Annotated in this window: 17 protein-coding genes and 1 riboswitch; of the genes, 7 read left to right on the top strand and 10 right to left on the bottom strand. The window is 38.4% G+C overall.

The window, feature by feature from the left end; translation table 11 throughout:
- Nucleotides 1–11: 11 nt before the first annotated feature.
- Both H5087_RS08540 and H5087_RS08535 read right to left on the bottom strand, forming a co-directional pair.
- The gene (locus H5087_RS08540; protein WP_002961500.1) at nt 12–779 is read right to left on the bottom strand and encodes a haloacid dehalogenase type II; all 768 of its coding nucleotides are present in this window, start codon (nt 777–779) and stop codon (nt 12–14) included.
- On the bottom strand, nt 779–1429 hold the full coding sequence (locus H5087_RS08535) for a peroxiredoxin-like family protein (RefSeq protein ID WP_039490073.1): 651 nt from the start codon (nt 1427–1429) through the stop codon (nt 779–781). The genes H5087_RS08540 and H5087_RS08535 overlap by 1 nt, the downstream gene beginning before the upstream one ends.
- 122 nt (nt 1430–1551) lie before the next feature.
- On the opposite strand from H5087_RS08535, the gene H5087_RS08530 reads away from it, so the two are divergent.
- Entirely contained in the window at nt 1552–2439 is an 888-nt protein-coding gene (locus tag H5087_RS08530) for a LysR family transcriptional regulator (protein WP_002961497.1), read from the top strand.
- Here H5087_RS08530 and H5087_RS08525 read toward each other — a convergent pair.
- Complete coding sequence (locus H5087_RS08525) at nt 2419–2934, bottom strand: DUF2937 family protein (RefSeq protein WP_182671748.1); 516 nt, start codon at nt 2932–2934, stop codon at nt 2419–2421. The genes H5087_RS08530 and H5087_RS08525 overlap by 21 nt on opposite strands.
- A gap of 272 nt (nt 2935–3206) precedes the next feature.
- Here H5087_RS08525 and H5087_RS08520 point away from each other — a divergent pair, with 272 nt between their 5' ends.
- From H5087_RS08520 to H5087_RS08505, 4 genes are all read left to right on the top strand, one after another.
- On the top strand, nt 3207–3773 hold the full coding sequence (locus tag H5087_RS08520; protein ID WP_024597233.1) for an RNA polymerase sigma factor: 567 nt from the start codon (nt 3207–3209) through the stop codon (nt 3771–3773).
- On the top strand, nt 3770–4849 hold the full coding sequence (locus H5087_RS08515) for a FecR family protein (protein ID WP_024603563.1): 1080 nt from the start codon (nt 3770–3772) through the stop codon (nt 4847–4849). Before H5087_RS08520 ends, H5087_RS08515 begins: the two co-directional genes overlap by 4 nt.
- Before the next feature lie 9 nt (nt 4850–4858).
- On the top strand, nt 4859–7894 hold the full coding sequence (locus tag H5087_RS08510) for a TonB-dependent siderophore receptor (protein WP_182671747.1): 3036 nt from the start codon (nt 4859–4861) through the stop codon (nt 7892–7894).
- A 192-nt stretch (nt 7895–8086) separates the two neighbouring features.
- Nucleotides 8087–8170, top strand: a riboswitch (cyclic di-GMP riboswitch).
- A 52-nt stretch (nt 8171–8222) separates the two neighbouring features.
- Nucleotides 8223–9959, top strand: coding sequence for a hypothetical protein (locus H5087_RS08505; RefSeq protein WP_182671746.1), 1737 nt, complete (start codon nt 8223–8225; stop codon nt 9957–9959).
- A gap of 46 nt (nt 9960–10005) precedes the next feature.
- On the opposite strand, the gene H5087_RS08500 is transcribed toward H5087_RS08505, so the two are convergent.
- The 6 genes from H5087_RS08500 to H5087_RS08475 all read right to left on the bottom strand — a co-directional run bounded on the left by H5087_RS08500 (nt 10006) and on the right by H5087_RS08475 (nt 15688).
- Nucleotides 10006–10449, bottom strand: a complete 444-nt coding sequence (locus tag H5087_RS08500; RefSeq protein ID WP_182671745.1) for a PA2169 family four-helix-bundle protein — start codon at nt 10447–10449, stop codon at nt 10006–10008.
- 177 nt (nt 10450–10626) lie between these two features.
- Nucleotides 10627–11565 (bottom strand): LysR family transcriptional regulator, encoded by a 939-nt coding sequence (locus H5087_RS08495; RefSeq protein ID WP_002961484.1) that lies wholly within the window; start codon nt 11563–11565, stop codon nt 10627–10629.
- Nucleotides 11566–11584: 19 nt separating this feature from the next.
- Nucleotides 11585–13303, bottom strand: a complete 1719-nt coding sequence (gene aceK / locus H5087_RS08490; RefSeq protein ID WP_182671744.1) for a bifunctional isocitrate dehydrogenase kinase/phosphatase — start codon at nt 13301–13303, stop codon at nt 11585–11587.
- Nucleotides 13304–13406: 103 nt separating this feature from the next.
- On the bottom strand, nt 13407–13886 hold the full coding sequence (locus H5087_RS08485; RefSeq protein ID WP_024596961.1) for a DUF4124 domain-containing protein: 480 nt from the start codon (nt 13884–13886) through the stop codon (nt 13407–13409).
- Between the two features lie 87 nt (nt 13887–13973).
- On the bottom strand, nt 13974–15470 hold the full coding sequence (locus H5087_RS08480; protein WP_024596962.1) for a DUF3413 domain-containing protein: 1497 nt from the start codon (nt 15468–15470) through the stop codon (nt 13974–13976).
- Between the two features lie 5 nt (nt 15471–15475).
- Nucleotides 15476–15688, bottom strand: coding sequence for a DUF1414 domain-containing protein (locus H5087_RS08475; RefSeq protein ID WP_002961475.1), 213 nt, complete (start codon nt 15686–15688; stop codon nt 15476–15478).
- Nucleotides 15689–15750: 62 nt separating this feature from the next.
- Here H5087_RS08475 and yejK point away from each other — a divergent pair, with 62 nt between their 5' ends.
- Nucleotides 15751–16767: a nucleoid-associated protein YejK gene (gene yejK / locus H5087_RS08470; protein WP_002961473.1), complete on the top strand. Its 1017-nt coding sequence runs from the start codon at nt 15751–15753 to the stop codon at nt 16765–16767.
- A gap of 619 nt (nt 16768–17386) precedes the next feature.
- On the opposite strand, the gene rne is transcribed toward yejK, so the two are convergent.
- The gene (rne, locus tag H5087_RS08465) at nt 17387–20320 is read right to left on the bottom strand and encodes a ribonuclease E (protein WP_182671743.1); all 2934 of its coding nucleotides are present in this window, start codon (nt 20318–20320) and stop codon (nt 17387–17389) included.
- Nucleotides 20321–21092: 772 nt separating this feature from the next.
- On the opposite strand from rne, the gene H5087_RS08460 reads away from it, so the two are divergent.
- On the top strand, nt 21093–21769 hold a 677-nt coding region (locus tag H5087_RS08460), incomplete at its 3' end, for a pseudouridine synthase (RefSeq protein ID WP_182671742.1).

The following is a 21769-nucleotide window of genomic DNA, read 5'->3' as shown; positions in this document are numbered from 1 at the left end:
TCAGCGTGTACTTATTTAAGTAGAGCGGCTAATTCATGTAAATCTTTCACAACGTGATCTGGTTTTTTAGCTAATGGGTAAAGTGCTTTACCTGGGCGTGCTATAAAAGTGGTTTGTAAGCCAGCTTCTTTTGCACCAGCAACATCCCAACCATGGGCTGCAACCATCATTGCTTCATTTGGTGCTACGTTTAGCTTTTTAAGTACCCACTCATACGCACGTAAGTCTGGTTTGTAAATTTTAATATCTTCAATGCTGTAACGCGCATCAAAGTAAGACATTAAACCAGCGCTTTCAAACTGTGCCTTTACACCTTTGTTTGAAGAGTTTGTAAGGCTTACTAACTTATAGCCCTGTGCTTTGAGTTTTGCCAGTCCTTCTTTAACATCGCTGTGTGGAGGAAGCGTTAAAAGAGGCGTAACAATAGCTGTTTTAGCTTGTTCACTTGTAATATCAATGTTGTTGTTTTGAGCAACCATAAGAAGTGACGCCACACCGATTTGCCCAAAGTCGTGGTAACTACCGCTTACTGTATCTACTAATGAATGATGCAGCATAGTTGAAAACCACAGTGGTAATAAATCTTCACGTCCGCCTAGCGCTTTACCAATAGAGGTACGCATTGACGTTAAATCAAGTAGGGTTTCGTTTACATCAAAAATAAGCACTTTAGGTTTTGCTTGTTCTTTTGGTTCATCAGCGACTGCATAACCAGATACAAGGCTTGTGCCCACAAGTAGTGAAAGAGTAAGTGTTTTTAACGATTTTAAAATAGACATTAATTATTCTCCGATTCAAGTGCTGTCATAACATCAATAGGTTCTGCGCGTAGGGTGTAATCTTCGCTTAAAAATGCGTATGTAATAACACCTTCTTGGTTTATCACATAGGTGGCCGGTAGCGGTAATTTAAAGCTTTTATCGCCGTAGTAGTGTTCAAAATCAATACCAAATTGTGTATATAACGCTTGAATACGCTCATCAAGTGTAAACAATAAACCAAATTGCTCAGCTACTTTATTGCTCACATCGCAAAGCACGTCAAATTCAAGGTCGTTTTTTTGTGCAGTTGAGAGAGTTTCATCAGGTAGTTGTGGTGATATTGCGACTAACTGAGCACTTTGAGTTTTAAATTGTGGTAAGTAGTCGTTAAGTGCTTTTAGTTCTAAATTACAATATGGGCACCAGCCACCACGGTAAAAGCTAATAATTACCGGGCCTTTTTTTAATAAATCTGCAAGCTCAATGTTTTCGCCGTTATGGTTGGCTAAGCTAAAGTTTTCTACTTTTTGACCAATTTGCAATGCATTGTCTTTTATATGCTGTGCAATTAGCTCTTCGTTTGTAGTGTTCATTAGTGCCAAAACGTCAGCTGGCAATTTGGCATCTTTTTGTACGTTATAGGCATCTATTTGCGCTTTTAAACTCATGATTGAACCTCAATAATTAGACTATTTGCAATTATAGTGTTTTAGATATTTAAATAAACATTGCAATACTGAAAGCTTCATTCGAAAATATTAAACATTGAAAAGTGCACAATGGCATCTTTATGTATAATTTAAGCGACCTAGAAACATTTATAGCTGTAGTTGAAAATAAGGGCGTACTTGCTGCTGCCCGCGAGCAGCGTTTATCGCCTGCAACGGTGAGCCATCGCTTAAGTAAACTAGAGCGTGAGCTTGCTACAGTACTTGTTTTTAGAGATAGCAGGCGAGTACGGTTATCTCCCGCAGGTGAAATATTTTATACGCGTGTGGGGGCTATAATAGAAGCCCTTCACGATGCTGAACATAGTATTGGCGCGCGCAGCTCATCGGTGAGTGGTTTACTACGCGTGACCATGCCGCCTTGGGTTTTTTCAAAATACGTAATGCCTAAACTCAATGAGTTTGAGCAAGCTTACCCTGAACTAAAGCTTGATTTTTTAATAACGGATCATTTTGTAAATGTGGTTGATGACGCTCAAGATGTTGCAATTAGGGTGGGAAAATTAAATGACTCAGGATTACTTTCTCGTAAAATCGTAAACAATAGTCGCATACTTTGTGCAGCCCCTAGCTATATAGAAAAGTACGGCATGCCTGAAAATTTAACGCAATTGAGTGAGCATTATTGGGTTTGCCTGCCGTGGCAACGCCAGTTAAAGCTTTTTGACGAACACAAAAAAATACATACCTTTAATGCTAAAACTCGTTTTACTATTTCAAACTCTGATAATATGACACAAGCTGCCATTGCAGGTCATGGTATTGCTATTAAATCAAAAATAGCGATTAATGAAGATCTTAAAAACGGTATTTTGGTTGAAGTTATGCCTGGGGTAATGGCACAAGATGATGCACCGGTTTGGTTTTTACGTCCGCAAAATAGTTTAACAACCCGCAAAACCGATGTATTTTATGATTTTATGAAATCACTATTTTTGAGCTGCGAATAAGCGTTTAAATGAGCGTTTTACTCCAGTTAAAAACAAATAACCAGTAAGCTCTGCAAGCAAGGCAACAATTATGGCTGCAACAATGGCGGCTATAATAGAGTCTTTTTTCAAAATGATTTGACCTTCAAAGCGTTGCCATACTTGTTGTTTTATATCGCTCATGCCACTGATCATAGTAAATATATACGGAGATTTCTCAAACCTATTTACGGCTATCTGTAAATCTTGCTGTCGCTCGTAAAGAGAACTGATATTACTTGCCCCTTTGTTCACAATTTCATCATCAATATTTTGATAGTGTTTTATTAGCTTAGTTAAATCATTATTGAAATACTTAGCTGCATCGCTTTTAAAAGGCGCAACGGCATTATTAGCTTCAATTAACTGGGCTGATAATGCTTGGCCAAAGTCACTTACAAATGCAGGTATTTGCACTCCAAGTAGTAAACCGAATGCAAAGAAACTAAGTCGTATATAATCTAAAAGTTTACTCATTTATCTTCCTATGCATTTAAATAACCCAGAATTAACATTTGAGCTTGTTTTTATGTCAAAAACTCGTAATCTATTGGGGCGTGTTAACCTTGTGGATTGAACCCAAAGGGCAGCGCATGTATGGTATTTATGCTGCGTTATCACCTATTTATGGGGAGTAACCACACTACATAGGCTCTGCCTTGCCTAAATACCAAACGTACTGCTGCAAATTCAACCACGAAAGGCCAACACGCCCTAATAATAAAAATAACAACAGGTGGATGTTAAGGATGACGAAAAAAGTAAAGTTCACGTCAACATTTGTTGATATTTCTAAACAGCTCAAACGTTTTGTATCGCGCATTGTTCAACCCGACGATGTAGAAGATATTGTGCAAGAAACTTTTGTAAAAAGCTATGAAGCTGATTTAAAACAAGACATCCAGTTTACCCGTAGTTATATGCTAAAAACAGCAAAACATCTAGCACTCAACCATATAGCTAAGTGGGACAATAAATTTAATGATTCGTTAGAAAACGATAACGAATTACCCGTATTACTCAAATCAATGAAGCTCGAAGACGAATACACATCTAAAGAGCGTTTTTTACTTTTTTGTAGAGCTACTGAGCAACTAAGCTCATCGATTCGTAAATGCTTTATATTAAAAAAAGTTTACGGTATGAGCCAAAAAGAGATAGCAGACCAAATGCAGTTAAGCCAAAGCACTGTTGAAAAACACATTGCCAAAGGATTGTTACAAACCATGTTATACATGCGTGAACATGAGCAAAGCCCTCAAACGAACCTTAAAGCTCAAGCACATCCTATATCAGTTAAGAGGGTCGCAGAATGAGTAATGTTCATCAATTTAATTCAAAAGATTTAATCTTAGAAAAGTCATGTGATTGGATAAGCGCGATTGATCGTGGTTTAACTGATGATGAAAAAGAGCAATTTAAATTATGGATGATGCAAAGCACTGCACATCAAGACTCTATATACGAGCTTGCTCAGCTTTGGGATGAGCTTTCAGTATTAAACGAATTAAGTCATTTATTTCCTCAGCGCAACAATACTAAAACATCAAAAAACAAGTGGATGTTTTCTTACTCAATTGCAGCGAGTTTGTTTGCAGCGTTAATGGTATGCAGCTACTTATTAATTAACTTAGAAAATGGCTACAACCAAGAGCTTGCAAAAGTTAATTACACTAAAATTTACAAAACAAAAGTAGGTGAGCAAGCAACGTATGTATTGCCAGACGGCACCATAGTGCAGCTTAATACTAATAGCTTACTAGAAGTTGCTTATAGTAAAGGCCGCAGGCAGTTATTACTTAGTCGTGGAGAAGGGCGCTTTAATGTAGCAAAAGATGCCACGCGTCCGTTTAGTGTTATGGCTGGTGATAAAAGTTTTACTGCGTTAGGCACGGTATTTAATGTACAACGCAATACATCATCAGATTTAGAGCTGGTGGTTACTGAAGGCAAAGTGATGATCACCGATCCAAGTGTAGCGGTTGATGCAAATGACTTTAAAGATTATCAACTTGCAGATAATAGCACGAAAAAAATTCGTCAAATTAATGCCAATATTGTTACCTCAGGCGAAAAAGCAGTTATTGAGCAAAGTGTTACAAAACCAATTACGCAGCTTTCAATGAACGACGTACAACGCGATTTGGCATGGCAAAACGGGATGCTTATTTTTAATGGAGAAGAGCTAAGCGATGCTTTAAATGAAGTAAGCCGCTATACAGCCACACGTTTTGAGCTTTCATCAGCTGAGCTTGCCAGTATTAAAGTGGCTGGAGTATTTAAAGCCGGTGACGTTGAAGGTTTACTAGAAAGTTTACAAACTAACTTTTCGATTGATCATGAGCGTTTAGGTGAGCATGTAGTAACGCTAAAACACCATACAGAATCATAAGTAGACGTTATGCAAATCAAACTAATGTTAGGTAAAGTTACATCAATAAAGATTGAACGTAAAAAAAACATTAAAAAAAAGAAACAAACCCATAGAGGATTTTTGTTTGTCAGCTGTTTATATAAGTTGCGCAGTAACCAAACGCATTTATTGAGTGGATTTAGTGTGCTTGCACCGGCTATTTTTAGTTTAAGTGTACAAGCAGCAACACAAACCACTGGGCAAATGGTGCAATTTGATATAAAAGCGCAGCGAGCAGACAAAGCCTTAATTGAATATGCTAAACAAACAGAGCAAACCGTGGTGTTTTCTTATGAGTTGGCAAAGCAGTATGACGCAAATTCAGTTTATGGATTTTACACTCAGCTAGATGCTCTAGAGGCATTATTAGGTGGGACTGAGCTCGATGCGGTTGTTGATCAAAATGGTTTACTGAGTATAAAACTCAAACAAATCAACAGGAATGATAACAACATGATGAAGCTTTCAGCGGTCAGTGCAGCAGTATTACCAGCTTTACTTGCAGTAAATTCGCAAGGTGTAAACGCAGCAGAAGAAGTCGCTCAAGAAAAAATTGAAAAAATTGCTATTGTAGGTAGCCGTGTAGCAGGACGTTCAGTTGAAGATTTACCCGTTCCAGTAGATATCCTAAGTGCAGAAGCGCTTGAAAATACAGGCCAAACAGAAGTTGGTCGTATGCTACAGTCTATCGCCCCTTCATTTAACTTTTCAAGCTCTGCAATTAGTGACGGTACTGATGCTTTAAGACCTGCGACACTTCGCGGTTTGGGCCCCGATCAAACATTGGTGTTAATTAACGGCAAACGTCGTCACCAAGCAAGTATCATTCATATTAATGGCTCTGTTGGGCGTGGTACCGCAGGTACTGACATGAATGCAATTCCAGCTTCTGCAATTAAACGCATTGAAGTATTACGTGATGGCGCTGCTGCTCAGTATGGTTCTGATGCAATTGCAGGTGTTATTAATATTGTGCTCAAAGATGGTAGCGAAGGTGGTAAAGCGGCTATTAACTACGGTCAATATTCTGAAGGCGATGGCGAAACCATTAACCTTGATTTTAATAAAGGCTTTGCGCTAGGTGATGACGGTTATTTAAATACAACTATCAATTACCGTGACCGTGCACCGACTAACCGTGCCGGTTTACATGGCTCTTGTCAGTTTTATGGTTGTACAGAACTAAGTGACGGCACTTTACTTGCTGGCGATCCGCGTGAGCTGACAGCCGATCGTGATACCTTTAGAATTGGTGATGCTGATTCTCAGCAGTTTGGTTTAACAATTAATACCGGTTACGAGTTAGGTGATGGCGAGCTTTACGGCTTTATTACTTACTCAACACGCGAAAATGAATCGGCTGCATTTTTCCGTCATAATGCAAATGCAGGCGGTAACCCAGTACTACAAGATAACGATGCGACGATTCCGCTAGGTTTCTTACCAAAAATCAACACAACTATCGATGATATCTCGTACAACTTTGGTTATAAAACTGAATTTGATAACGATGCAAGCCTTGATTTATCTTACACCTATGGTGAGAACAGCATTGATTACACTACAAGTGACACTATCAATGCCTCATACGCTAACTTTTTACGTTATGACCAAGGTTTAAGTGCAGCTGATATTCGTACAACTATTCCACGTGAAGCGTACGCTTACGGCATGGAATTATCACTGCAAACAATCAATATTGATTTTACGCAAAACTTTGATGATTATTCGTTAGCGATGGGTGCTGAAATACGTACTGATGAATACCGTATTTTAGAAGGTAATGAATATGCGTACCGCGATTACGACACATTAAATGGTGTAAGTATTTACAGCGGTTTAAGTGGCGGTGTTGGCTCTGAAGATGCATCGGGTGGTTCACAAGGTTTTGGTGGTTCATCACCTGCGTCTTCAGTGGATGAGTCACGTGATGTAATTTCATTTTACGTAGATGCAGAAGCTTATGTAATTGAAGATGTGATTTTATCTGGTGCACTTCGCTACGATAACTACAAAGGTTTTGGCGATACAGTAAACTTTAAACTTGCAGGTAACTGGTCTATAACCGACGATATTTCATTACGTGGTGCATTAAGCTCAGGATTTAGAGCGCCTTCAATGCAGCAGCTTTACTTTAATAACGTAAGCACACAATTTGTTGTTGATACTAATGGTAATTTAGTTGCAGAAGAAGTTGGTACATTTAGAAATGATTCAACACTTGCGCAAAGTTTAGGTATTCCAAAACTTAAAGAAGAAAAATCACAAAACCGTAGTTTAGGTATTGTGTATAACGTTACCGATAATATTAATGTAACCGTTGATTACTACTCGATTGATATTGACGACCGTATTGTAATTAGTGATCGCTTAGGTAAAGGGTTATCTACAAGCCTTGATGCAGCACTAAACAGTGCTGGTGCTGGTGTAGGGCAGTTTTTCTTAAATGGTGCTGATACAGAAACTCGTGGTGTTGATTTTGTAGCAACGTGGAACACTGAAGGTTTAGGCGGCACGCTTGATTTTACACTTGCAGCTAACTTTACCAAAACAGATGTTGTATCGTTGTTCTCTCCTGCTGGCTCAAGCCTTGAGACAGTAAAAGTAGAAGATATATTCTCAGCTGAAGACATCTCTATTATAGAAGAGTGGCAACCAGAGGACCGTATTAACTTAAGTGCGCTTTATCAACGTGATGATTGGACTGTTAACCTGTCACTTAATCGTTTTGGTGAATACACAGTAGAAGATGGCGGTCGTCAAACGTATGGCGCAGAAATTTTAACTGACGTTAAAGTTAATTACTTCGTTACTGAAGATTTATCAGTAAATATTGGTGCAAATAACTTGTTCGATGTTTACCCAGATAAAAATGAAATAGGTAACTCTCGCTCAGGTACTATTGTGGATGCTAGTGGCAACACAGTAATAAGTAGCTCAGGTGTGTTTGACTACTCACGTCGTTCGGCTCCATTTGGATTTAACGGTGCTTACTACTACGTAGGTGCAGAATACCGTTTTTAATTAATAACCTCCCTTTTGTTATTTAACTCAAAGGGCCGTAAGGCCCTTTTTTTGGTTTTGTAACTTACTAATATAGAAGTGAATTGCTTTTTACTAATGATTTATGGTTTTCTTTAGTTGACATTAAGTACTAAAGGGTTAGAATTTCACTTGTTCTGATTGTTTTTTAAACATGTCGGATAAGTTTATTAACATTAATTTCGGCAAATTCACTGAAAGGTGAAGACGCAAAGTCTCCGGTCTAAGGGCTCAGCCTATGATAGCGGGACCGCCTCATACATATATATTGTGTGCAGTAAAGCGTCATGCCATCTCACTTGGAGATCGTATGAGTATGATGAAGATCAAATTAATACTTACCCTTTTACTAATATTTTCGTTTAGTATTAAAACTGTTTTTGCTGATACCGCTATAAAGTTTAACGGCGTCAATAGCTTTGCTAGCTTTGATGTTTGGCAGCCCACCGGTCCATTCAAAATTGTAGTGTGGCTTGGGGAAACACCCAATGACCCTTCCAAGAAAACCTATTTACTTTCTAACTCAAATACAAAAGAATTTTTACTATTTAATCAGTCAAGTATACAAATGAAATTTGGAGACAAATACCCCGGCGTCTGGAATAAGTTAAACTTTTATCAAACACGTTTTTTAGAAGTTACAGTAAAAAATGGAGAGCTAATAGCTTCAGACGGATTAAAAAGTGTTTCAGTTAAAAAAGACTTTATTGTTCCTACTGATGTATCATTTAATTGGTTATTTAGGAGGTCAAATAAATTTTCTGAGGGAGCTCTTCAGGGACTAGGCTTAATAGACCTGAATAACATTGAAAATAGCCGTAATTTTGGCATAAGTGACAGAGGGGAGCCGCAACTTATCTCCGCAAACCAGGACTCATTCTTTGAATTACATAACATTACATCTGCTGATTTAATAAGCGGTTTAGACGTTCCTAACCCTAAAGTTTCTGATGTAGATAATGTTTCAAGTTTAGCTGAACTGATATTTGCAAAGTATCCGGGCAATCCAATGATTAATAATGAGTCTAATACAGGCAATGAATATGCTTGGAATGGGTATTATTGGTTACGTACTTATCTGCATTTCTATAATGTAACCAATAAGCTCAAGTATTTAGATATGGCTATTGAGTTAGCTAACAAAATGCTTAGTGATACGGATTTGGTGAGAAGTACAAATGGATTTTCAGCAACAAATAGCTATAAGCGGGCACCTAAATTATTCTTAAATGAAAGAGATGAAATTGCCCCCGGCTGGGAAAGATCACTCTCTGATTCGAGTATAACTGTTTTGACGGATGGTATGATTTTAAACGGTGTTATGCGTATAGTTGATATAATAAAAACTCAAAAATTATCTGATTATTATAACTTTGCGGACATTTCTATATTAGCCGCCCAAAAGATAGTAGACAGCCATGACAGCTCGTATAGCGTTAGTAAAAACTCTTCGATTAAAGGAAGTTTTTACTACGTGAACCTTTATAACGATAACTATGGTGATTCTGGTTTATATAGTAATCCTTTAGCCCATAATCATAACCTGACAATGGCAACAGCGATGCTGTATTTAGATAAATGGAGTGATAGACCTGATTTTTATAAATCAAAAATAATGGGTATTATAGATTTTTTTACTGAAAATTTAGAGTACCAAGATGATGGCACGTGTACATGGAATTATAATTGGGATCGTCGAGGTCCATCATACGAGAAATATGAAGATATTAATCATGGACATATTGATGTTGGCTTATTTGTTGTAGCTGATGAAGAGGGGTATTTTAACAACTTAGATATTATGAATTGCTTAGCTAAAACAGCGGTTGAACGCATTGCCATTGGTCCAGGTCCTATTCCACAATTTGTAACCGGAGAAGGTATTAGCAGTAAAGGTGAACAAATTGCATTCTCATATGATTGGCGTGAATTATCTAAGTTTGAACCTTCAATCATAAATCGTTCAAATAATATTATGAGGCATGCAGTGAGCAACATCACTTGGTTCAGGCAATATGCAGCTTTAGCTATGACCTTAGAAAATTAATTTAAATATGGCTTAGTTGAAATAACTAAGCCATATTATAATTGACTTAATTTTTTTGCATACGGCTCATTTCTGCATGGCAGCTTTGCATTGTTAATAATGTTTTAGCCAGTGCAGCTTCGCAGTCAGCTGGTTGCGGTTTATCCATTGCTGCTTTAATTTCTTCAAGGGTTTTATCTTCTACCTCTTCAAGCTCTTTTACATACGTGCTGTCGTTGTGTGAGGTGAAAGTAGTCAATAGGGCTGTGTACGCACGTCGTGCTTCAACTGCGAAAGATGAGCCATCTTCGCGTTCGCCTTTTTCATTAATTGCATATGGCTGCAAGCGCTCAACACTCACTTTTCGGGCATCTATCATACGCTGAAAAAGTGCACCAATAGCAGGGTCTTCAATTTTTTCCTGTGCTTTTTGATAAAAATCGATGCCGCTGTTCATAACTTGAATGATGTCAGTAATATGATTTACTTCTGATCCTTGATGGGTGTTCATAATGACCTCTTTAATTAAATGAATGTATAGTTCAATTTAATAAAAGCAATGTATGTTCCACGTTTCAATGCTTATGTAGTTATTTGATTTTATTGGTTTAATTTCATCTCAGTAGGGTGCTAAGTTAACAGGCAAAAAATTAACCTAGCAATTTTTACATTATATTGTGTAATAAAGTTATTTTAGCTCTTCAGCTACTTCAGCTACTTTTTGACGTAACCAAATGTGACTCGCATCGCGATGTAACAGTGGACTCCAAATCATATCAAGCTCAAAAGGGGGAATTGGAAATGGTGGCTCTAAAATTTTAAGCCCCGGATCATCTAAATATATATTTGCGGCTTTTGAAGGAAGGGTCGCAATCAAATTTTTCTCTTTAGCTAAATGAATTGCTACATGGTAGTTACGCGTAAAAGTGGCAATATTACGATGCTTACCAAAGTGAGCAAGTGCTTCGTCAACCCAGCCAAGTTTTTGAACATCTTTAGGGTCCATGCCTACACCTACACCAAAACCTGTTTTACTCACCCATATATGGCGCGCTTTTAAATAGCTGTCGAGGCTAAAGTTTTCAATTATAGGATTATCGGCTTTTACTAAGCAGCAAAAACTATCTTTCCAAATACGTTTATGATGAAAAGATTGAGGTAAGTTTTCAAAACGGTTGATTGCCATATCTACTTTACCGTTTTCTACATCATGAAAGGTGACATCACTTGGTGTGAGTATATCTAAAGTAGTATCGGGGGCTTCTTCGTGCAATTTACTTAAAAGCTTTGGTGCTAATGTACTTGCAGCGTAATCACTGGCCATTATTCTAAACACACGCTTACTTTGGCTTGCCTCAAATTCTCGATTAGGTGCTAGAGTTTCTTCAAGGGTCATTAAAATGCCACGAATAACGGGTTGTAACTCCAAAGCACGCTCGGTAGGTACCATACCATCGCTGGTACGAACTAAAATAGGGTCGTTAAATAAGTTACGAAGACGTTTAAGGCCATTACTCATTGCAGGTTGCGTTATACTCAATTGATTAGCAGCGCGTGTTACGTTGCATTCTCGCAGCAATGTATCGAGGTAAACGAGTAAATTTAAATCTATTTTGCTTATATTCATTGTGTGTGTCCTTTAGCGCTTACCAGTGGTGAATAAAGCGCTGTGCTGTCGGGTATGGGTAAATATGACTTACCTGACCATTTTTTATATTTTGTTGTGCCTGCTTCCAAAAGCTAACATCTATAAGCTCTGGGTGAGTGCTGAGTAAAAACTTTTTATACATAGGGTTTGGCATTACAAATGTACAAAGTTGCTCAGGAAATACGTCCTGTGGTGCAACAGAGTAACTTTGTTCATCCATTAAATAGTCGTCATAGCTCTTTGCTTTTGGTAATGCTCTAAAGTTCATATCGGTTAGGTATTGAACTTCATCGTAATCGTAAAAAATAATACGTTTGTGCTTACTTACACCAAAGTTTTTTAATAGCATATCACCAGGAAATATATTAACAGCAATCATTTCTTTTAGGGCTTGCCCATATTCTTCAATCGCGTCGGCGACACTTTCTTCATCAGCATTTTCTAAAAACAAGTTAAGAGGTGTCATGCGCCGTTCAATATACAAATGCTTGATGATCAACCAATCGCCCTCAATTACCATTGATGAGCCAATTGTTTTATGTAATTGCGCAAGTAAATTACTATCAAAACGCGCTAAAGGAAATACGACGTTAGAATATTCTATGGTATCGGCCATTCTGCCAACGCGATCATGGTTTTTTACTAGTTGATAGCGCTTTAATACGGTATCACGGCCAAAGGGTTTACTCTCACCAAATTTGTCTTTTATTACTTTAAAAACATAGCCAAATGAGGGGAGGGTAAATACCATCATCACCATACCGGGAGTCCCCGGTGCAATTGTAAACTCATCACTAGAGTGAGATAAGTGATTTAAAAACTCTCGGTAAAACTCAGTTTTCCCCTGTTTATGAAAACCCACTGCGTTATAGAGCTCAGCAAGTGTTTTGTTTGGCATAAGTTGATTTAAAAATCGAACAAGTGCTGAAGGTGCGTGTGTCTCTACCATAAAATAAGCGCGGGCAAAGCCAAAAATAACACGCATTTGAGATGACTTAGTTAAAAGTGCATCTAAATATAATCCGTTATCTTTATCGTGTAATACGGCGATTATAAAAGGCTGAACCCCACTTTTTGAAACAACACGACCAACAATATAGGCTGCTTTATTTCGATAAAAAGGCGTGTGTAAAATATCAAAGCGCATTTGCCAAGGTTGGTGATGTGTATCGGGGGCTTGTTTATAAAAAGCTTTAACAAGGAGGCGAATATCACGCTCTAAATTTACAAATGGGGCCTTAAAATCAAAATGACTAATAATGCGTTTTATTGTTGGTTTGAGGCCATCAACTACAGGAAAGTATGTTCTATATTCTGCTTCTACAGGCACTGAAGGAGCATCTTTTAAGGTTGCTTCTACAAATATAAAGTCATTATGAAAATAGCGCCTATGGTACAGCCGGCAAAATACAGAGTTATAAAAAGTTTCGGCGAGCTCTGCTTGGGGATGAAAACATAAAAAATGCTGATATATCTTTTTAACTTCAAGCCATAGGCTTTCATCGAGTTGTTCGGTTGGGGTTTCTTTTTTTAACGCTTGCGTGGTTTCGTTAACACGATCATCATAATAGCTGATACGCAAACGGCTGATATCATTAATTGCCTGCCAATCTTTTTTTGCGAAGGCAAGAGGGGCTTTGGCTGTTGTTTTTTGAAATAACTGATAGTGCCTTTTAAAACCCGTTAAAATTAATTCAGCAATATGGCGAGGTTGCATTTGCACTCCTTAAAAGTCCCTAGAGTTTATACTCTATTGTGTTAAGGGTATGTTATTTTAAGTTTAAAACCAAGATAAATGTTACTTACTAACTAAGAGTAACTTATTGGAATTGAGCTATCTTTTTTTCGAGAATTTTAATTTGTTTAGTCACAGCCGATACGTTTTTCTTATATGTTTTATTAATTATTTTTAGTTTTTTAGTAATGTCTTTAGTAATACGCTTTTTATCATCAATGGCTAAGATATGATTTAACCGCTCTTGTTGTTTGTATTCAGCACGCTCTTTATTACGATCAAGTATTGTTAGTTTATGGTTATTACTGCGAAGCTCTGCCTGTAAGCCAGATAGAAGCCTTTCACGCTCAAGTTCGTTTAGTTGTTTAGTGTAGTCAACCTTAGGACCAGAATACTGATTACCCGTTGTGTTAACTTTATAAGTCGTTGCTTCGTCGTCACAGGGGAGTTGAGAAAAGACAGTGCCTTTTTCTGTTACACATTTGTAGTAAGTGGTATCGCTAAAGCTAAAAAAACTGATAAGTAAAAAGCTAGAATGGAGAATATAACGAGAAGTTTTAAACATACATGTCATCCTTGGTTTTTTATATCTAACAACAATATAAAACTATAACCTAGCTTGGTGGTATATCAAGCTAGGTTAGGATAACTGTTATTGGGTAAAGGTTTTGAGCTTTTTAATACTCTGTACTAAAAATGGTATATCTAAACCTTGTTCAATAGAAAAACCTTCAGCGGCGGAAATGTTTTTAAAGTTACCATCTGAATCTATTAAGGTAATCCTATCTTTTTTATAGGCTATAACAACACCCTGAGAGTAGTTCACGCCCATATCGTCTTTTTTCTTGTATAGATTAACGCCTAGCATTGTTTGCTTGGCAATAGCTTTGCAATTTAAATATTGCCCAACGCTTGTTGCAATTAAATCGCTAGGTTGAATTAGCCCATCTACCTTAGAAATACGTTTGTCAGAGCTGTATAAAGTTGAGGTGGTTACTACTTCTTGCTTGTTATTGGCAAGACTAAAAGCAAAAACTTGTGTTTCATCATCTCGAACAGTAGGGGTATCACTCGCTTTAATTACTCGAATAGCACTAGAGCTATGTGCTTGATCATTAATAAAGCTTAGTTCTTCAATGCCAGTTACTTCAATGCTACGGCGCTGACTTTGCCAAACTGGGAGTGTCTGCTCGGTTAAAATTGCTGCTTTATAAAAAGCGGGTAAACCATACACTAAGCTAAATAACGTATCGTCATGATTTGTTGGCTGTAAAAACTGCTCTGTTTTGTGCATGTTTTTATTCTCGGCAACAAACTTTTCGAGTTGTTGTTGAGTTTCAAATACAAATATATCTACATTGGCTTGTGTGTAGTCCTCGCATTTTTCAAGCGGGCTTGGCATTTGATAACTAATATTTTGGTTATTAATTTTTACGTTGTGTGCTTGCTCGTAGCTTTCTATATCTAGCAGATCATTTTTAGCTAACAAGCTTTTAGCGGTAGTAGGGTATGAAAGTGGCAAAACATTATCTTGTTTTGTTACATCAAAGTTTAAATTGGCGTCAGCCCAAATATGAATACTGTGGCTAAGCGAAAAACACACGATTAAAAAAGAAATTGCGTAACGTGCAAATTTATATTGCTTTAAACGCTCAAGGTGGTGCCATGTGTAATTACTAACAAGTAGCTGAAAGCCTAAAATAACAACAACAATACCACTGGCTAAAATGGTTGTTAAAGCAGGAGAGCTTGTTAAACGATGCCACAACAATGAAATGATCTCAGGTAAGGCAGATATACTTAGGTGATAACCTAAATTAACATACACATAAGCATCAAGAGTAAGCAATGATGCGCCTACAGTGGCTATAACAGCGGCCATGCCACGAATGTGTCGTGGGTAGGGGAATATTAAACTAAGCGGAAATACCGTCAGCACAAACGCTAAAAAGGCTATAAAACTAGTGTGGCTTAGCCAAGTAACTAGCATATAGGTAATGCCTAAAAAGCTTGTAGGTGGCGAGTCTGCAAATAAATAGCTTAAGCTAATAAGTAGGGCTAAGCCGATATTGGCAAAGGTAAACCAATGCCCCCAACTTAGCAGCTGACTCGCTTTTGATGAAAATTGATTGTGCTGCGATAAATTCATAAATTTTATTTAACCGACTGCGCAAGCGCTTTTGCAAAGTTCTCGGTTACAGCTTGTCTTTTCCCTGTTGGTACATGCTCTTTTAAGATATGCGTGATAGAATTTCCTAAACACATAAGACTTAAATCAACCGGCGCATTGTGTTTAGTTAGCACATCAATAAGCTGATCGACGATTTGTTCTACTTCTTCATTAGAGTATTTTGATAAGATTGGCATTAGTTGGTTCAATAAAATAGTTATATTCTCGTATTTTAACACTAGAGGCGTGAAAAACAAAGATGACAACAGACGTTAAAAAATTAGTCGTTCACTATGTAGACAAAAAAGACGACGATACGCAAATTCACCTTCGAAATGATGAGATGGTAATTAACGATAAAGTAGCCGTTTTTATCGAACAATTACATCATGCATACAATGGTAAACCTGGTAAAGGTTATTGTGCTTTCAGTGGTGACAAAAACAGTGTTGTAGCATCTGCAATGCAAAGTTACCGTAACGATGAGTTAGGCTTTTGGCATATGACCGAGCAAGCCTCAACGGTTTTAAAAGAAGAACTTGATAAATATGCATTTAGTGAAACAGGCTATTTAGTATTTTGTCATTACCAGTACGTTGCAACTGATTACATGCTAATTGCGATGATTAACATCAAAGAGCATTATTCTATGACCTCAGAGCTTGATTTAGCCGCTTCTCGTCATTTAGACATATCACGCATGCAACTTGCTGCTCGTATCGATTTAACAGCGTGGGATACACAAGCTGACGACAACCGTTATATTTCATTTATCAAAGGGCGAGCTGGACGTAAAGTTGCTGACTTTTTCTTAGACTTTTTAGGTTGTGAAGAGGGTATTGATTCAAAACAGCAAAGCCAAGTAATGCTTAGCGCAGTAGAGGATTATTTATCTGAGCAACAATTTGATAAATCAGAAAAAGACGATTTACGTAAACAAGTTTTTGACTACTGTAATGACTGTGTGACAACTGGTGAAGATGCCAGCGTAAGCGAGCTATCTGCAACGCTTACAAAAGGCGATGACAGCCCGTTTGATAGTTTTTGTAAAGAACAAAGCTATGACTTAGAAGAAACTTTCCCTGTTGATAAGAAAACCGTAACCAGCATGGTTAAGTTCTCAGGTCTTGGTGGTGGTGTGAGTGTAAGCTTTGAACGTAAACACTTAGGTGAGCGCGTAACTTACAACGAGGCAACTGACACGCTTGTAATTAAAGGTATTCCGCCAAACTTAAAAGATCAGTTACAACGTTTTATGGAAAGTGAAAGCGAGTAAATTTCACAAGTAAAAAGCTGATTTAAGAGCGCGGTATTTATATCGCGCTTTTTTGTATCGGTATATAAATTCGTTGCATCGGAAAAAAAACCTTAAAGGTTTATTTCACAAAGAGAAGTAAATGAGAAAACACAAGTCATGCTTTATTGACAGGCTTAGCCTTATTACTACCTCTAAAAGAGCAGCGTCTCTTAACCTCTTTGTGAATAAATCGCTTATTGTGGGCTTTGAGCCCGTCACGCCAACAAGTTGTGCGTCTACAGGTTAATTTTATTCACGGTGTTAAATTTCGGCTGTAGTCGTGAAGCTTGCTTACGCGAGAAGCAACGCTTCTGTTTATTTAATTTCTTTGCTAACAAAACCACTAAAAGATCTATTTCACATAGAGAAGTGAAAGAGGAGTAAATGAGAAACACAAGCGATGGTTTGCTAGCGGGGCTTATTTAAGTTAGCTAGGCTTAGCCTTATTACTACCTCTAAAAGCGCAGCGTCTCTTAACCTCTTTGTGAAAAAATTACTTTTTACGGGCGTGAAGTCATTTTTCTGATTATTCAAATCATATAAACAAAAAAGCCCCGCTATTTATTAAATAGCGGGGCTTTTAAATGAATGTTAGTTATTAATCAACACTCATTGTTTTAGTCATTGCAGAGCTTGCACGACCAGCAGGTTTGATTGAACCTGCACGTAAACCACTGTCTGGAACTAGTTCACGTTTATCGTGAGCCATTGCTAAAGACGTATGTTTCACTTCGCTATCAGCTACAGGAGTAGGTTGTGCCATTGGCGCACTTGCTGACCCTTGAGTAACCGCTGTTTTAACATGCGGTGCTGATTTTTCAGTTTTCACTTTTGCTTCAACTTTAGCAGGCTCTTCAGTTGCTACTGGTGTTTCAACTTTAACTGGCTCTTCAGTGGCTACTGGCGTTTCAGCTTTAGCCGGTTCTTTAGCTTTTACTGGCTCTTCTACAGCTTCAACTTTTGCTAAGTCTTCAACAGCAACGGCTTGTTCAACTTGTTGCGACGCATCTACCGGTGTTTCTTCTGATTTCGCTTTAAGTTCTGCTTCGTATTCTGCAGCAGCTTGATCAGCAACTGGAATAAATGCAGGGGCTTCATCAGATTTAACTTCTGCTTCACCTTCAGGGCGACGACGACGTTGACCAGATGCACGAAGATGACGAGGAGAACGACGTGAACGTGTACGTGTTTGCTCTTGTTCGTCTTCAGTAGTTGCTGTTTCATCGTTAGAATCAACAACATCAACTTTCTCTTCTTTAATGTGAGCTGTTTTTTCTGCCGGAGTTTGCTTTTGCTTTTCTACAGCAGGAGCTTGCTCTTGAACTTGTGGAGTTTCAGTTACAGCCGTTTGCTCAGGTGCTTGCTCTGTTGAGTTAGCTTGCTCAGCTTTTTCATCTTGCAGACGTACTTTTTTACGTATGTTACGACGTTGACGGCGAACTTTAGGCTTCTGCTCTTTAGGCTCTGCAGCTTGTGCTGGCTTAGAATCAGTTTCTACTTCCGCCTTTGCAGGGGCTTCAGTTTTAACTTGATCTTTTTCTTGGTTTTTATGCTCTGGGCGCTTACGAGAGTTAGGATTACGACGGCGCTTGTTGCGGTTCTCGCTTCTCTCTTGAGTCTCGGTGCTTGCTGCTGAGTCAGTTTTAGCTTCCTCTTCAGCGGCTGGACGCTCATTGCGCGGCTTGTTAGTGCGTGGGTTATTATTGCGACGACGTTGATTGTTATTACGACGACGATTATCGTTACCACGACGCGCATTATTGCGCGTTTCTTGCTGCTCTTTTTCTACAGCTTCTTTTTTCTCTTCTTCAGATTCACTTGCAAATAACGACTTAAACCAATTACCAATAGCAGCTAGTAAGCCACCTTCAGTTTTAGTTTGTGCTACCGCAGCAGGCTCTACGGCTTTAGCTGGCGCTGCTTGTGGAGCAGGAGTAGAAGGCATTACCACGCCTTTTAGCATCGGCTCTTCACGGACTGGCGTACTTGGAGATTTTGACATCTCGAATACTTCAGGCTCCGGTGCAACAACTTGTCCGTAACTTACAGTTTCAAGTGTTTCGTCTTTACGTAAGCGCATAACTTCATAATGTGGTGTTTCCATATGTTGATTTGGAATGATCACTACGTCACATTTATGATGTTTTTCAATGCGATGAACACTACGACGTTGCTCATTTAATAAATAAGCGGCAACAGCAACAGGCACTTGTGCATTTACTTGTGCTGTATTGTCTTTAATTGCTTCTTCTTCAATTAAGCGAAGAATTGAAAGTGCTATTGATTCGTTTGAACGAATAGTACCTTGGCCACTACAACGTGGACATGGGCCTTGGCTTGCTTCACCTAATGAAGGACGCAAACGCTGGCGCGACATTTCAAGTAAACCAAAGCGTGAGATTTTACCAATTTGAACGCGAGCACGGTCTGGGCGCGCTGCATCTTTTAAACGATTCTCTACTTCACGTTGATGGCGTGGAGGAGTCATATCAATAAAGTCGATTACAATTAAACCACCTAGGTCACGAAGACGTAATTGACGTGCAATTTCATCGGCCGCTTCTAAGTTTGTATTAAGTGCTGTCTCTTCAATATCGCCGCCTTTAGTTGCCTTAGACGAGTTGATATCTATAGATGTCAGTGCTTCAGTAGGGTCAATTACGATTGAACCACCAGAAGGAAGACGTACTTCACGCTGGAATGCAGACTCAATTTGGCTTTCAATTTGATAATGTGTAAATAAAGGCGTGTCACCTTGATAAAGCTTAACACGGCTCATAAAGTCAGGACGAAAACGCTCAATGTGCGCTTTAGCTTCTTCAAAAACACGTGGTTTATCAATTAAAATTTCGCCAATGTCACGACGTAAATAGTCGCGTATTGCGCGGAAAATCACGTTGCTTTCTTGGTGAATCAAAAACGGTGCTTTAGCACTATCGGCTGCTTGTTTAATTGCATCCCAATGTACTAATAGTGCTTTTAAATCGTAGTTAAGTTCTTCAAATGACTTACCAACACCGGCTGTACGAACAATTAAGCCCATGCCTTTAGGTAGTTCTAAACGGCCTAAAGCTTCTTTAAGTTCAGTACGCTCATCACCTTCAATACGACGAGAAATACCGCCAGCACGAGGGTTATTAGGCATAAGAACTAAATAGCTACCAGCAACACTGATAAAAGTAGTTAACGCTGCGCCTTTTTGGCCGCGTTCTTCTTTATCAACTTGTACTATTACTTCTTGACCTTCTTTTATTACGTCGCGAATGTTAGGGCGACCATGAAAAGTGTAACCTGCAGGGAAGTAAGTACGTGCAATTTCTTTTAAAGGAAGGAAACCATGGCGGTCAGCACCGTAATCAACAAATGCTGCTTCAAGAGATGGTTCAATGCGAGTGATTTTGCCTTTATAAATATTGGCTTTTTTCTGTTCGTGACCTGGGCTTTCGATATCTAAATCATAAAGGCGCTGGCCATCAACCAGTGCTACGCGCATTTCTTCTTGCTGCGTTGCATTGATTAGCATACGTTTCATATTGTTACTCTACTTATTTATGTCGCTGACATGACGATGTTTTTCTCGCCTGTTCAGTTGTCCCTATTTTTAGAATGTGCAGCCTCACGACTGGGTCTTTAACGGAACGGCTCTGTATCTCGTATGCAGTATTTTAAATGCTGGCAAACAATAGCGATTATTACCGCTATTAAATTCTTAATGGTGCTAAAACTGTCGGCTTTTCAGCTACGTTTACAAGTTTTACCCAGAAGTCGGCCTGTCATATTAATCTTACTAAATATCATTCATATTAGGCGCGTAGGGCTCATTAAGTTGGTGAGCAATACAGACTGATGTATCGCTAATATCCGTTTTAAGAGCAAAAATCGCTGCCGATGTTAATGAACGCTTATTTATTAGATTTTTTTAATTCTAAATAAGCTGCTGTACGGTACTACAATAATTGAGCTAGTGCTGAACGACGTTTTTTACGTCGTCACTATCAGACAAATTATCTGTTCATTGCTTTCTCTAGCACATTAAAAATCGCTTCATGTTCAAACTTAACCAGCAATATATTACGCGCATTGCCGTTAATTGATCGCACGTGTTAACTGAGGAGGCATAAAAGCTTTGGAAAACTTAACTCGGATCTGTATGATCGGCTACCCAGAATGTGCATCACGAATGTTTTAATGTGTTAAAAAGCACCGTTGTTATTTGCAAATACTAAATATTTGCGCTGCTGATTATCCCACTATTATTACAGTGTTAGCAACTAAATTATTTTACTTAAATTAGTGATTAGGCAATGTCAGAAAAAAACGACTTACAAGTAACTTATGTCACGATCAATGAAGACCATTTAGGTCAGCGTATTGATAACTTTCTTATTACCCATTTAAAAGGGGTGCCTAAAAGCGCTATTTATAAACTTTTGCGCAAAGGTGAGGTACGCGTTAATAAAAAGCGTATTAAGCCTGTATATAAACTACAGCTTGACGATGTACTGCGTATTGCACCTATCAGAATTGCTGAGCGTGAAGAGTTTGTACCATCAAAGTTAGACAAAGTAACTCGCCTAGAAAACGATATTTTATTTGAAGATAAATACCTTATCGTCATAAATAAACCTTCAGGTATGGCTGTTCATGGTGGCAGTGGTTTAAGTTATGGTTTAATTGAAGCGCTGCGCGCGCTTCGCCCAGAAGAGCGCAATCTTGAGCTAGTACATAGGCTTGACCGTGATACATCGGGCTGTTTACTTATTGCAAAGCGCCGCTCGGTGTTAACAGCATTGCATGAACAGCTTCGTGAAAAAACCATGGAAAAAAATTACTGGGCACTTGTAGAAGGACAGTGGGACTCTAAAACTAAAAACGTTACCGAAGGGCTGCGTAAAAATACACTTAAATCGGGTGAACGCGTAGTACGTGTAGATAACACTGAGGGCAAGCCTTCGCATACGCGTTTTAAAGTACTTGAACG

It is taken from the genome of Pseudoalteromonas sp. SR43-7, from assembly GCF_014163785.1.
GTDB lineage: Bacteria > Pseudomonadota > Gammaproteobacteria > Enterobacterales > Alteromonadaceae > Pseudoalteromonas > Pseudoalteromonas distincta.
Note: the sequence above shows the minus strand (reverse complement) of the source record. Positions and strands in the feature narration are given on the sequence as shown.